The 13573-nt window shown below is 72.9% G+C and carries 10 protein-coding genes; 8 read left to right on the top strand and 2 right to left on the bottom strand.

From position 1 onward, the window contains the following. The first annotated feature begins 73 nt into the window (after nt 1–73). Nucleotides 74–559: a MarR family winged helix-turn-helix transcriptional regulator gene (locus ACE4Q9_RS20540; protein ID WP_397985686.1), complete on the top strand. Its 486-nt coding sequence runs from the start codon at nt 74–76 to the stop codon at nt 557–559. Here ACE4Q9_RS20540 and ACE4Q9_RS20535 read toward each other — a convergent pair. Continuing rightward, the gene (locus ACE4Q9_RS20535; protein WP_397985685.1) at nt 504–2342 is read right to left on the bottom strand and encodes a glycosyltransferase family 39 protein; all 1839 of its coding nucleotides are present in this window, start codon (nt 2340–2342) and stop codon (nt 504–506) included. The two genes, ACE4Q9_RS20540 and ACE4Q9_RS20535, sit on opposite strands and share 56 nt — an antisense overlap. A gap of 180 nt (nt 2343–2522) precedes the next feature. Between ACE4Q9_RS20535 and ACE4Q9_RS20530 the strand changes: the two genes are divergently transcribed. From ACE4Q9_RS20530 to galE, 3 genes are all read left to right on the top strand, one after another. Continuing rightward, nucleotides 2523–3794, top strand: a complete 1272-nt coding sequence (locus ACE4Q9_RS20530; RefSeq protein WP_397985684.1) for a glycosyltransferase 87 family protein — start codon at nt 2523–2525, stop codon at nt 3792–3794. Between the two features lie 44 nt (nt 3795–3838). Continuing rightward, the gene (locus tag ACE4Q9_RS20525) at nt 3839–5479 is read left to right on the top strand and encodes a glycosyltransferase family 2 protein (protein WP_397987275.1); all 1641 of its coding nucleotides are present in this window, start codon (nt 3839–3841) and stop codon (nt 5477–5479) included. Between the two features lie 108 nt (nt 5480–5587). Further along, entirely contained in the window at nt 5588–6583 is a 996-nt protein-coding gene (galE, locus tag ACE4Q9_RS20520) for a UDP-glucose 4-epimerase GalE (RefSeq protein WP_397985683.1), read from the top strand. A 205-nt stretch (nt 6584–6788) separates the two neighbouring features. Here galE and ACE4Q9_RS20515 read toward each other — a convergent pair whose 3' ends face one another. Continuing rightward, entirely contained in the window at nt 6789–7427 is a 639-nt protein-coding gene (locus ACE4Q9_RS20515) for a TetR/AcrR family transcriptional regulator (RefSeq protein ID WP_397985682.1), read from the bottom strand. A 208-nt stretch (nt 7428–7635) separates the two neighbouring features. On the opposite strand from ACE4Q9_RS20515, the gene ACE4Q9_RS20510 reads away from it, so the two are divergent. The 4 genes from ACE4Q9_RS20510 (at nt 7636) to ACE4Q9_RS20495 (ending at nt 13468) form a co-directional block, all read left to right on the top strand. Beyond that, nucleotides 7636–8547 carry an ABC transporter permease gene (locus ACE4Q9_RS20510; protein WP_397985681.1) on the top strand — a complete coding sequence of 304 codons (912 nt, stop codon included), beginning with the start codon at nt 7636–7638 and terminating at the stop codon, nt 8545–8547. Beyond that, entirely contained in the window at nt 8540–9421 is an 882-nt protein-coding gene (locus ACE4Q9_RS20505) for an ABC transporter ATP-binding protein (RefSeq protein WP_397985680.1), read from the top strand. Before ACE4Q9_RS20510 ends, ACE4Q9_RS20505 begins: the two co-directional genes overlap by 8 nt. Nucleotides 9422–9602: 181 nt before the next feature. After that, nucleotides 9603–11798: a CDP-glycerol glycerophosphotransferase family protein gene (locus ACE4Q9_RS20500; RefSeq protein ID WP_397985679.1), complete on the top strand. Its 2196-nt coding sequence runs from the start codon at nt 9603–9605 to the stop codon at nt 11796–11798. After that, a complete protein-coding gene (locus ACE4Q9_RS20495) occupies nt 11795–13468 on the top strand; it encodes a glycosyltransferase family 2 protein (RefSeq protein ID WP_397985678.1) in 1674 nt (557 codons plus the stop codon). The genes ACE4Q9_RS20500 and ACE4Q9_RS20495 overlap by 4 nt, the downstream gene beginning before the upstream one ends. The last annotated feature ends 105 nt before the right edge of the window (nt 13469–13573 follow it).

The raw sequence follows: 13573 nt of genomic DNA, 5'->3' as shown, positions 1-13573 counted from the left end.
TTCCCGCCCATAAGTGAAGCACACAATTAAGTTGCCCACAACCAAATGCCGGGCGAGGGGCTACCCTGGACCCATGACCGCTTCTCCCGCCGGGACCGAGACCGACTGGCTCCGCCTGGACAACCAGATCTGCTTCTCGCTGCACGCCGCGTCCCGCGCCTTCAACGGCGTCTACCGCGTGATCCTCAAGGACCTCGGCCTCACCTACCCGCAGTACCTGGTGATGCTGGTGCTGTGGGAGCAGGGCGACCTGCCGGTCAAGAAGCTCGGCGAACAGCTGCGGCTCGACTCCGGCACCCTGTCCCCGCTGGTCAAGCGACTGGAGGCGGCGGGCCTCGTACGCCGGGAGCGCAGCGTCGAGGACGAGCGCTCGGTGCGGGTCCTGCTCACCGAGGAGGGCACGGCCCTGCGTGAGCGGGCCCTCGCGGTACCGCGCCGCGTCATGCGCTCCACCGGCTTCGACCGCGCCGAGATCGCCGACCTGCGCGCCCGCCTCGACCGGCTCACCAGCGCACTGGACGCCGCGGCGGCGACGGAGGCCGGGAGCCCGCGAGACTGACGGGGCGTACATAGAGCCGTACGACGGTCCGTCCGCGCACGGCCTCGCCGCGCACCGTGAACTCCTGCTGGAGCACGGCGAGTTTGGCCCGCTCACCGGGGTTGCGCGGGGTCCACCGCCCCGCCAGCACAGCCCGGTCGGCGACGACCCACACCCGCTGGACCCCGGCCGCCCGCTGCCGCACCCGCGCGGCGGGGACCTCCACCCCGTACAGGGTCCCGGACACGTCCCCGGCCCGCGCGAGCGCGAGATCCCGCGTCCCGCGGAACGCCGCCGGGTACGCCAGCTCGGTGTTGCGCGTGTACGCCGGCAGGTACAGCACCGCGTCCCCCTTCCGTACCCCGTGCGCCGCCGCCCGCGCGATCGCCGCGAGGTCGTCCGGGCGCCGGGCGGGGTCCCGGTCCTGCCGGAGGAGGGAGAACTGCTGGAGGGGGACGAGGGCGAGGGCGAGAAGGCCGAGTACGCCGAGGAGGGTGGCGGGGGCGGGCGCCGAGAGGTGCGCCGGGTGCGGCTCGGGCCGGTGCTCGGGGCGACGGCTTCGCGACCAAGAGGCGGGGACCAGGCGGACCGCCCCTCCCACCACCGGGCGGCGGCTTCGCGACCGGGCGGCGGGGACCAGGCAGCCCACTCCTCCGGCCACCGGGCGGCGGCTTCGTGACCGGGCGACGGTGAGCAGGCGGCCAACGCCTCCCGCCGACAGGCGGCGGCTTAGCAACCGGCCGGCGGGCAGCAGGTAACCCACACCTCCCACCACCGGGCGGCGGCTTCGTGACCGGGCGGCGGCGACCAGGCGGGCCACCCCTCCCGCCACCCACTCCGCACCGCCGGCCACCAGCAGCGGCGCTCCCGCCAGCGCGTACAGCACGTACCGGTCGACGTACAGCGGCGGCGAGGACTGCGAGACCAGCATCAGCACGGCCGGCGGCACCACCGCCAGCGGCGCCGCCACCCCCGCGAGCGCCACCTTCCCCCTCCGCCCGGCCACCCCCGCGAGCACCCCCCTCTCCCTCCGCCCGACCACCCCCGCCGCCCCCGCCAGCAGGCCCGTCACCGCGAGCCCCAGGCAGACCCAGTAGACCCCCTCCGAGACGCCGAAGAACTGCCGCGCCAGCCCCGCCACCGTCTCCGCCGTCGGCCTGCGCAGCCACGCCACCTGCGCCGCCTGCGCCCGCGACTCCGCCACCATCGGCAGCAGACAGACCAGGACCGCCCCGGCCGCGCACCCCCACCCCCGCCACACCCGCCCCCGCACACGGGCCAGCGCCAGCGTCACGGCGTGGGCCGGCACCACCAGCACCGCGAACTCGTGCAGCCAGCAGGTGACGCCGAGGACGAGGCCGTACCCCCACCACCCGCCGCGCTCCACCCCCCGCAGGAGCAGCAGCGTCGCCCCCATCACCCCGGCCGCGACCAGCGCGTAGGAGCGGCCCTCCTGCGCGTAGTGGCCGACCATCGGGTTCACGGCGTATAGCAGCCCCGCCCACAGGCCCGCCCGCGGCCCCGCCAGCCGCGCCCCCACCTCGGCCACCAGGGCCGCCGCCACCACCGCCCCGGCCACCGACGGCAGGCGCAGCGTCACCTCGTCGGCGTGCACGGCGAGCACCGCGTGCATGAGCACGTAGTACAGCCCGTGCACCGCGTCGACGCCGTGCACGAGCCGCCAGATCTGCGGCACCGTCCGTCGCGCGACCTGGAAGGTGACCGCCTCGTCCCGCCATATGCCGCCCCGGTCCAGCCCCCACAGGCCGAGCGTCAGCATCACCGCCGCGGGTACCCCGACCACGACCCCGCGCCGCCCCCACGCTCCGGGCGGCTTCCGCGACGGCGCTGGCACGGTTTCCACAGCATCCACAGGGAGCCCGACGTTCACCACGGCCCGATCTTTTGCGATGACACCATGTTTGCGGGTGATTGCGGCGTATCGCCGCTGATACTCCATCCACCCGGCTTAGGCTCCAACGCGATGAAGCGTCTCCGTGTCACCCCCGGCCCAGTCCCCGGGCTCACCGCCTGCTGGCTCGCCACCCGTGCGTCAATGCTGTGGCTGCTCGCGCACGACAGTTCACCGCTGCTCAGCGGCGGTTCGGTGGCGCGCGAGGTGGGCCGGTTGTACGTCCACTGGTACGGCGTGCTCGAACAGGGGTCCTACCCGGTGCACGACACGCTGTGGCAGTACCCGCCGGGCGCGGGCGCGGTGCTGCTGGCGCCGGGGCTGCTGCCGGGGCTGTCGTACGTCCAGGCGTTCGTGACGCTCACGCTGCTCGCGGACGCGCTGATCGCGGGGGCGCTGGTGCGCGCGGGGCGCGGGCCGGGGCGCAGCCTGCTCGGCGCGGCGCTGTGGACGGGCGGCCTGCCGCTGCTGCTGCATCTGCCGCTCGCGCGCTACGACGTCCAGGTCACCGCCCTCGCCGTGCTCTCCCTGCTGGCGCTGGCGCGCTCCCCGCGCGCGGGCGGGGTGCTCGGGGCGCTCGGCGCGCTGGTGAAGGGCTGGCCCGCGCTGGTGCTGCTGGGCACGCCCCGCGGGGCGGCGACGCGCAGCGCGTGGACGTGGGCGGCGGCTGCCGGGACCGTCGTCCTGGGGCTGCTGTCCGTCGCGTTCCGGCATCCGCTGTCCTTCCTGGCTGAGCAGGGCGGGCGCGGGGTGCAGATCGAGTCGCTGGGCGGTACGGCGCTCAACCTCGCCCGGCACGCGGGCTGGTCCGGGCGGCCCCACTACCAGTACGGCGCCATCGAGCTGGTGGGCCCGTACGTGCCCGTCGTCGCCGCCGTGTCCCTCGCGCTGACGGCACTCGCCTTCGGGCTGCTGGTGCTGTGGCGGGTGCGGGCGCGGCGCTGGACCGGGGCGACACCGGCCGACGCGGCGCTGTGCGCGGTGCTGCTGTTCACGGTGACCAGCCGGGTGATCAGCCCGCAGTACATGGTCTGGCTGCTCGGCCTGGCCGCGGTGTGCCTGGCCTCGCGGCACACCGGCCAGCGCCCGGTGGCGGTGCTGGTGCTGGCGGCGTCCGCGCTGAGCACGGTGGTGTATCCGCTGTGCTACGGGCAGGTGATCGGGGGCAGTTGGGCCGGCTGTCTGCTGATGCTGGGACGCGACGGGCTGCTGACCGCCGCGGCGGTGCTGTCCTTCGTCCGGCTGTGGCGGGCCACCGGCGCGACGAAGGTAAAGGATGAGCAAAGAGCACAACCCCGCCTCGATTCCGACCGTCTACCAGACCGAACACTAAGCCTCTCTTAACGGGGTATTACCGAATATTTCTACGCTCCCGGCCTGTGGACTCCATGCTTCCCGACGTGCCCGCCCAGTCAGCGAACACACAGACCCCACAGAGCGCACGGCGCACCGGCTCTGTCGGTGTCGTCGTGATCGGCTACAACGACCGTGCCCATGTGGCCGACGCGGTGCGTTCGGCGCTCGCGCAGGGACCCGCGGTCGCGGAGGTCGTCGCGGTCGACGACCATTCCACGGACGGCAGCGCCGAGTTGCTCGACCGGCTGGCCGCCGACGACGACCGGCTCCGGGTGATCCGGCGGGACGAGACCAGCGGTGGCTGCGGCAGTCCGCGCAACACCGGGATCGACGCGGTGACGGCGCCGTACGTGATGTTCCTGGACAGCGACGACGTGCTGCCGCCGGGTGCGGTGGACGCGCTGCTGGCCGCCGCCGAGGGGGCGGGGGCCGCGGTGGCGAGCGGGCTGTGCGTGCGCCGGGAACTGCCCTCGGGGCGTGAACAGCCCTGGCAGGAGCCCCTTTACGCGGCGCACTCCGTCCTCGCGCGCCCCGCCGAGCGCCTGAGCCTGGTCCACGACACGCTGTGCGTCAACAAGCTGTACCGCACCGACTTCCTGCGCGAGCACGGCATCCGCTTCCCCGAAGGCCGCTTCCTCTACGAGGACTTCGTCTTCACCGCCCGCGTCCTGGCCGCGGACCCGCGCATCGCGCTGGTGCCGGACCGGGTCTACGTCTGGCATGTGCGCCGCGCCGCCGAGCGGCTGTCGCTCTCCCTGGACCGGGGGCACATCGACAACTGGCAGGCGCGCACGCGGGCGTGCGCGCTGGCGTACGACATTCTGCTGGCCGCCGGCCAGAAGGAGCTCGCGCGGGCGGCGCGGGCCAAGTTCCTCGACCACGACGTGCGGATGTACGCGCGGGAGCTGGACTTGCGCGACGCGGAGTACCGGCGCGCGTGGTGGACGCACACCCGCGCTTACCTCGGGCGCTACGACGCCGCCGACTGGGAGCAGGACCCGGCCGCCCCCGGCCGGCTGCTGGGCCGGCTGCTCCTGGCGTCGGCCGAGCCGCGCGACCTGCCCCGGCTGCGGGACCTCGCCGCGCGTCCGGGCCGGCTGCTGCCGCCGTACGCCCGTACCCCGGACGGCATCCCGGTCTGGTCGCAGGACCTCCCCGAGGTCTCCCTCGCCGCCTTTCTGACCAGCCCCGTCGAGGCGCTCCCGCTCGCGCTGGACGCGGAGGTGCGGCCGCGGGCGGGCACCGGCACCCTCACGCTGCGCCTGCACGAGCTGTACGGCAGGGTGGCCGAGGCGGGGCCACGCGAGCTGGACGTGCGCTGGGACGCGCGGGACGACGCGCGGACCCGGCGGCGCGCGACGGCCGCACTCGTCCCCGCGGGTCCGGACCTCTGGTCGGCCGAGCTGCCCTTCGATGTCGGCGCGCTCGGCGAGGGCGTCTGGGACCTGCGGCTGACCGTGCGCTTCGCGGACGGCGCGGAGCGCGAGGTCACGGCGGCCGCCCGCGCGGGCGCGGGGCGGCTGCGCCGGCGTGTCGTGCCCGACCTGCGGCACGGCGTGCTGCTCGTACAGCCGTACGCGACGCACTCCGGCGCGCTGGCGCTGCGCGTGGCGACGGGGGTGTCCGGGCTGGTGCGGATACTGCGCGGACGCCTGCGGCGGCGGCTGCGCTGACGCCGCGGGCCGCTTGCTCGTACTGTGTCGGGGGCTCCCCGCTCTGCCGGGAGCCGCTGGGCCGTCTGGAACTACTGGGTCTGGAACGAGACCGGGAAGAGAATCAACGTGTCTGTCCTCATCGCCGGTGGAGCGGGTTACATCGGAAGCACCGTCGCGTCGGCCTGTCTGGACGCGGGGATCACCCCGGTGATCCTCGACAGCCTGGTCCGCGGGCGCGCCGAGTTCACCGGGGGGCGGGTCTTCTACGAGGGTGACATCGCGGACGGCGCCCTGGTGGACCGGATCTTCGCCGAGCACCCGGACATCTCCGCGGTGGTGCACTGCGCGGCGCTGATCGTGGTGCCGGAGTCGGTGGCGGACCCGATCGGGTACTACGAGGCGAACGTCACCAAGAGCCTGGCCTTCGTGAAGCATCTGCGCCGCAACGGGTGCGACCGGCTCGTCTTCAGCAGTTCGGCCTCCATCTACCGGGCGGAGGACGGCTCGCCGGTCACCGAGGACTCGCCGCTGGCGCCGCAGAGTCCGTACGCGCGGACCAAGGCGGTGTGCGAGGAGATGTTCGCGGACATCGCGGCGGCCGGGGAGATGCGGGTGCTGTCCCTGCGGTACTTCAATCCCATCGGCGCCGACCCGCTGCTGCGTACCGGCCTCCAGCTCAAGCGGCCCAGCCATGCGCTGGGGATGCTGATCCGGGCGCACCAGGCGGGTACGCCGTTCCCGGTGACCGGGGTGAACTACCCGACCCGCGACGGCACGGGCATCCGTGACTACGTGCACGTCTGGGACCTGGCCGCGGCCCACATCGCGGCGATCGAGCGGTTCGACTCCATCCTCACCGCGTCCGCGCCGTCGATCGCGATCAACCTGGGCACGGGGTCCGGCACCACGGTCCGCGAGCTGTGCGCGGCCTTCAACAACGTCGTGAGCACGCCGCTGGCCACGGTCGACGCGGATCCCCGGCCGGGTGACGTGGCCGGCGGCTACACCACGAGCGACCGCGCGGCACGCCTGCTGGGCTGGACCCCGGAACTCTCCCTGGAGGAGGGCATCCGCTCGGCCCTGGAGTGGATCCCGGTCCGGGACAAGCTGCTGAAGGACTGACCGGATTCCGCCGCGGGGGCACGGCTCGGTTCGCCGCAGCCCCAGCTGCGGGCAGTCGTGCCGCTCGGGGCGATGGGGTCCCCCCCGCGCGAGCGAAGCCGAGCGGGGGAAAGGGTGGGCGCTGGGGGTACCCCCTCTGGGGAAGGCACCCCGCCAGCGCGGGCAAGCGTCCCCACCCCCGCCCCGCCTCAGTACCGGCGCGCCGTCACAGCGCCTTGAGCGCCCCGGCCGTGGCCCGTGCCAGCTTTTCCAGGTAGCCCTTCGGTGGCTTCGGGGAGCGGATGACCACCGAGCGCCAGTACAGCGGTCCGGAGATGAGGTCGAGGGCGAGGTCGGGGTCCAGGCCGGGGCTCAGCTCGCCGCGCGCCGTCGCCGCCGCGATGACCTTGCTGGCCACGCCCTCCTGACCGTCGCGCAGGGCCTTCTGGAACGCCTCCGCGATATCGGGGTTGCGGGCCGCCTCCGCCTGGAGGTCGGGGATGATCTGGGAGGCGACGGGGTGGCGCAGCGCCCGCGAGGTCACCTCGTAGAGCAGCCGCAGATCGCCCTCCAGGGAGCCCGTGTGCGGCACCGGCAGGCCGAGGACCGCCATCGCGGAGACCACGTCGAGCACCAGGTGCAGCTTGGAGCGCCAGCGGCGGTACACCGCCGTCTTGCCGACCCCCGCCCGCCGCGCGATCCCCTCGATGCTCATGCGCGCGTAGCCGACCGCGGCCAGTTCCTCGAAGACGGCCGCCCGGATGGCTTCGGTCACATCCGGGCGCAGCACCGCGGCCCCGGCAGGGGTACGGCGGCGCGCGCGCTTGGCCGGTTCTTCTACGGGCCCGGCGGCGTTCGTGGTCATGGCAACCAGCATAGGGCGTTACGACGAAACGGTTGCGTTGCGGCGTCACGACGTTCTACGCTCACGTTGCGACGATACGGTCCCGTCCCGTCGTAAGAGTACGTGAAGAGAAACGTAAGGAAACGCCGGACGACGGGACCGGCCCGCCCCGGTTCCGGCCACAGTCGGAGCCGTGGCACCCCCCTCCCCCCGAGCGAAAGCAGCGGATGTGAGCCAGGTCCTCGACACACCGCCCCCGATCCAGGCCCCGGCCGACGACCTCAAGGCGCTGGCCGCCCGGCACGGCCTGTCGGTCAGCGGCGCCCGTCCCTCCCTGCCGGAGTACGTCCGCCAGCTGTGGGCCCGGCGCCACTTCATCACCGCCTTCGCGACCGCCAAGCTCACCGCGCAGTACAGCGAGGCGAAGCTGGGCCAGGTCTGGCAGGTCATGACGCCGCTGCTGAACGCGGCGGTCTACTACTTCATCTTCGGCGTCCTGCTCGGCACCAAGAAGGGCGTCCCGGACTACATCCCCTTCCTGGTCACCGGCGTGTTCGTGTGGACGTTCACGCAGAGCTCGATCCAGGTCGGCACCCGCGCGATCTCCGGCAACCTCGGCCTGGTGCGCGCCCTGCACTTCCCGCGCGCCGCCCTGCCGATCTCCTTCTGCATCCAGCAGCTCCAGCAGCTGCTGTTCTCGATGGCCGCCCTGGTCGTCATCCTGCTCTGCTTCGGCGTGCCGGTCAGCGCCTCCTGGCTGCTGGTGATCCCCGCGCTGATCCTCCAGTTCACCTTCAACGCCGGCGTGGCGATGATCATGGCGCGCTGGGGTGCCAAGACCCCGGACATCGCCCAGCTGATGCCGTTCGTCCTGCGCACCTGGATGTACGTGTCCGGCGTGATGTGGAGCATCGACAAGCTCACCAAGAAGGACCACCTGCCGCACATCGTCACGGTCCTGCTCCAGACCAACCCGGCCGCCGTCTACATCGACCTCATGCGCTACGCGCTGATCGACAGCTTCCACGCCAAGCAGCTGCCCGCGCACGTCTGGCCGATCGCCCTCGGCTGGGCCCTGCTCGCCGGCGTCGGCGGCTTCGTCTACTTCTGGAAGTCCGAGGAGAAGTACGGCCGTGGCTGAGCAGACCGAGCGGACCCAGCAGACCACCCATCGGACCCAGCAGACCGGGCAGGCCATGCAGAGCGAGCGGATCCCCACCGTCGTCGCCGACAGCGTCGACATCGTCTACCGGATCAACGGCACCGGCTCGGGCCGCGGCTCCGCCACCGCCGCCCTCAACCGCATCATGCGCCGCAAGCAGGCCGAGAAGGCCGCCGGCGTGCGTCGGGTGCACGCGGTGAAGAAGGTGTCGTTCGTCGCCTACAAGGGCGAGGCGATCGGCCTCATCGGCACCAACGGCTCCGGCAAGTCCACCCTGCTCAAGGCCGTCGCCGGCCTGCTGCCGGTGGAGAGCGGCCACATCTACACCCACGGCCAGCCCTCCCTCCTCGGCGTCAACGCGGCGCTGATGAACGACCTGACCGGCGAGCGCAACGTCTACCTCGGCGGCCTCGCCATGGGCATGACCCGCGAGCAGATCAAGGAGCGCTACCAGGACATCGTCGACTTCTCCGGGATCAACGAGAAGGGCGACTTCATCACCCTGCCGATGCGCACCTACTCCTCCGGCATGGCCGCCCGGCTGCGCTTCTCCATCGCCGCCGCCAAGGACCACGACGTCCTCCTCATCGACGAGGCGCTGGCCACCGGCGACCGCAGGTTCCAGGTGCGCTCGGAGGAGCGGATCCGCGAGCTGCGCGAGACGGCCGGCACCGTCTTCCTGGTCAGCCACAACAACAACTCGATCCGCGACACCTGCGAGCGGACGCTGTGGCTGGAGCGCGGCGAGCTGCGCATGGACGGCCCCACCGAGGAGGTCCTCAAGGAGTACGAGGCCTTCACCGGCGACAAGTCGGACAAGACGAAGAATCCCGCCCCGAAGAAGGCCGCGTAACGCGCTCACAAACCCCTCACCGCATGAAGGTGGCCGTGAGGGCAACCAGGGACCCGGAACGTCTGTCTAACTGCCGGGTCCCCTTCCTCTTACCCCGAACGTGGTCATCCCTTTCATCCGCTTGATGACAGTATGTTATGAAGGGTGATCCTCCACCGACGATCCGAAGGAGTCCATCGCGATGCCCCAACTCAGCGTCATCGTCTACGGACCCAACGCGCAGGGGCATCTGACGGAACTGCTCGACTCCCTCGAAGCGCACCCCCTGTCCGACGCCGAGATCGTGGTCGCCGCGGTCGGTGACTGGGCCCGCGAGACGGCCGAGGGCCACGCCCCCGGCACCGTCGTGGTCCCGCTGCCCGACGGCACCACCGACGCGGCCGCCCGAGCCGCGGGCGCCGCCCGCGCCACCGGCCGCTGGCTGCACTTCGTGCACGCCAAGGACGGGCTGCCGGCCGGCGCCCCCCGCCTGATCGCCGAGCGCACCGCCGAGCTGGACGACTCCGTGGACGTCCTCCTCCTCGACCACCTCACCACCACCTGGCAGGCCGCAGCCCGCCCCTCCCGCGACGGCCGCTTCCTCGCCGCCGTCGGCCGCTCCGCCCTCCCCCTGGACGAGGCCGCCGACCTGCTGCGGCTCACCCCGCTGCTCGGCAACCGCGCCCTGCGCCGGGAGTTCTGGGCGGCCCACGAGGAGCGGCTGAACACCGACGACGAACCGCGTGCCGCCGGCGCCGCCCTGCTGTGCGCGGACCGCGTCGCCTGCCTCAACCAGGTGGCGTACGAGAACCGGGAGCTGCGCCCGGAGAGCCTGCCGCCGCTCGCCCCCGAGGACCGCTTCGAGCTGGTGGAGCGCTACGAGGCGCTGATGCCGCTCGCCCGCGACCGCCGCGCCCCGCGCGTGGTGCTCTACGACCTGATGATGCGCGACCTGGTGCGCACCTTCGCCGGCGAGAGCCTGCCCGACGCGGTGGCCCGCGAGTTCTTCCGCCGTGCCTCCCTCGCGGCGGTGCGCTGGCGTCCCGAGCGCTACGAGCACCCGGCGGGCGTGGAGGGCGTACGGCACGCGCTGCTGGAGGAGGGCGCGTACACGAAGTACCGCGCGTTCCAGGCCGCCAACCGCACCCGCCGCGCCGCCCGCAAGGCGGTCCGCACCCGTAAGCGCCAGGTCGGCGCCAAGCTGCGCGAGCAGCAGTACCGGCGCGCCCTGAGCCGCCCGATCGACCCGGACCTCGCGGTGTTCGCGGCCTACTGGGAGCGCGGCGTGGCCTGCAACCCGGCCGCGATCGCCGCCAAGCTGGCCGAACTCGCCCCGCACATCCACCCGGTGTGGGTGGTGGCCAAGGAGAACACGGCCCTGCTGCCGCCCGGCACCGACCATGTGGTGCCCGGCACCCGCCGCTACTGGGAGGTGCTGGCCACCGCCAAGTACCTCGTCAACAACGTCAACTTCCCCAACGCGGTGGTCAAGCGGCCCGACGCGATCCACCTCCAGACCCATCACGGCACCCCGCTCAAGCGCATGGGCCTGGACCAGATCGAACACCCGGCCGCCGCCAAGGGGCTGGACTTCGACGCGCTGCTGGCCCGCATCGACCGCTGGGACTACAGCGTCAGCGCCAACAGCCACTCCACCCGGATGTGGGAGCGCGCCTACCCGGCCCGCTACACCTCGCTGGACCACGGCTACCCGCGCAACGACGTCTTCTACACCAGCGGTGCCGACGCGGTCCGCGCGGCCCGCGCCCGGCTCGGCATCGCCCCCGGCAAGACCGCGATCCTCTACGCCCCCACCCACCGCGACTACGAGGCCGGCTTCACCCCCCGCCTCGACCTCGCCGAACTCGCCGACCGGCTCGGCGAGGACACGGTCCTGCTGGTGCGCGCCCACTACTTCTACGGCGGCGCCACCTCCCCGCTGACCGGCCTGCGCCGCTCCGGGCGGCTCATCGACGTCTCCTCCTACGACCCGGTCGAGGAGCTGTGCCTGGCCGCCGACGCGCTGGTCACGGACTACTCGTCGATCATGTTCGACTACGCCAACCTGGACCGCCCGATCGTCGTCTACGCCGACGACTGGGAGACCTACCGCACCACCCGCGGCGTCTACTTCGACCTGATGACCGACCATCCGGGTCAGGTCGCCCGCACCCAGGAGGAGCTGACGGAGATCTTCTGCTCCGGCGCCTGGCGCGACGAGACCGCTGCCAAGGCCCGCGCCGCCTTCCGGCGCCGGTTCTGCGAGTACGACGACGGTCGCGCCGCCGAGCGGGTGGTACGCCGGGTGTTCCTGGGCGAGCCGGAGGAGGCACTGCCACCGGTGCTGCCGATCGAGGACCGCACCCCCGCTCCGACCCCCGAGGAGGCCACGGCATGACGCGAGCGGCCACGACCCCCGACGTCACGGTCACCGTCATCGTGTACAACGACGCGGCCCGCCTCCCGCGGGCGGTCGCCTCGCTGCGCGCGCAGACGCACGCCAACATCGAGATCGTCATCAGCGACGACCACTCCACCGACGACACGCCCACGGTGGCGCGCCGCCTGGAGGCGGAGGACCCGCGGGTGCGCTACCTCCGGCTGCCCGAGAACAGCGGCGGGTGCAGCGCCCCGCGCAACCGGGCCATCGAGATCGCCCGCGCGCCGTACCTGATGTTCCTGGACAGCGACGACGAACTCCCGCCGCAGGCCGTGGAGTTGCTGCTGGCCGCGCACCGCGAGCGCGAGGTCGACTTCACCATGGGCGCGGTGCGCCGGGTACGGGTGGACAACGGCCGGCGTACGACGTGGATGCCGCACCTGGTCGCCGAGCGGCGCACGGTCGAGGGCATCGAGGACGACCCGCGGCTGCTGTTCGAGCACCTGTCGACCAGCAAGATGTACGCGCGGTCCTTCCTGGACCGGCACGAACTGCGCTTCCCCGAGGGCATCCACTACGAGGACCAGCTGTTCTCGGCCCAGGCGTACTGCCTGGCCAAGGCGTTCACGATCATCCCGGACCCGGTCTACGTCTGGTACATCGACCCGTACGCGGCGGCCGCGTCGGCGTCCATCTCCAACCAGCGGCACAAGGTCAGCAACGTCCGCGACCGCGTCCATGTCCAGCGGCTCATCGACGACTTCCTGGTGGAGAGCGGGCACGCGGGGCTGCGCGAGGACAAGGACTTCAAGTTCCTCAAGCACGACTTCCGGATGTACGCGGGCGATCTGCCGTACCGGGACGAGGAGTGGCTGACCGCGTTCGCGGACATCATGAACCCGTACCTCGACACCCTGGCGCCGGGCGCGTTCGCCCGGCTGCCCCGGCCCGAGCGGGTCGTCCTCGAACTGCTGCGCTCCGGCCGCCTCGCGGACGCGCGGCTCGCGGCGCGGGGGCTGGGCCAGGAGGTGGCGCCGCGCCAGGTCACGATGGACGCGGCGGGCGTGCCGTACTGGGGCGGGAGCGTCCCGGACACCGAGCGTGGCCGGCGGGAGCTGTCCATCGCCGACCTGGAGCTGGAGACGCGGCCGTTCCCGACGGCGCAGTTCCGGCACGAGATCACGGAGCTGAGCCGGGGCAGCGGGGCGACCCTCACGCTGGCCATCCGCACGTACGACCCCGGTCTGCGGCTCCCGGTCGGGCCCCAGCGCGCCGGTCTGATCGTCTCCCCCGGCGGGCGCCGGATGACGGTGCCGTTCCGGCTCGACCCGGTCAGCCCCGGTGTCTTCGAGGGCGCGGTGCGGCTGGACCTCGGCGCCGCGCGCCTCCCCCTCCAGGGTTTCCAGGGCTTCCGCCACCCGCTGGTCCGGCTCAACCAGCAGGGCCTGTGGAACTCGGGCGTCCTGCTGGCCCCGCTGGACTTCCCCGCGGCCGCGGTCCGTGTCGACTACCGCTCCGGCGCGACGCCGCACCTGGTCACGGTGGAGCCGGAGGGCCGCAACCCCGGTCGCCTGCAGCTCCGCTGGGAGCCGGTGGGGGCGACGGCGGTGATCCGACCGGTCCTGCACAAGATCGCACGGCCGAGGGTACGCAAGGCGGCGAAGCTGGTGGCGAGCCTGCTGAAGTAACCGCGCCAGGACAGCGCCGTAGCGCTGCGGGCCCGTGGACATCCACGGGCCCGCAGTTGCTTGTCACACAGTTCCCCGCGCCGCTTCGGGGCGCTGCCCCCTTGT

Source organism: Streptomyces sp. AM6-12, from assembly GCF_044327085.1.
Lineage (GTDB): Bacteria > Actinomycetota > Actinomycetes > Streptomycetales > Streptomycetaceae > Streptomyces.
This window is presented reverse-complemented; position numbering and strand designations above follow the sequence as displayed.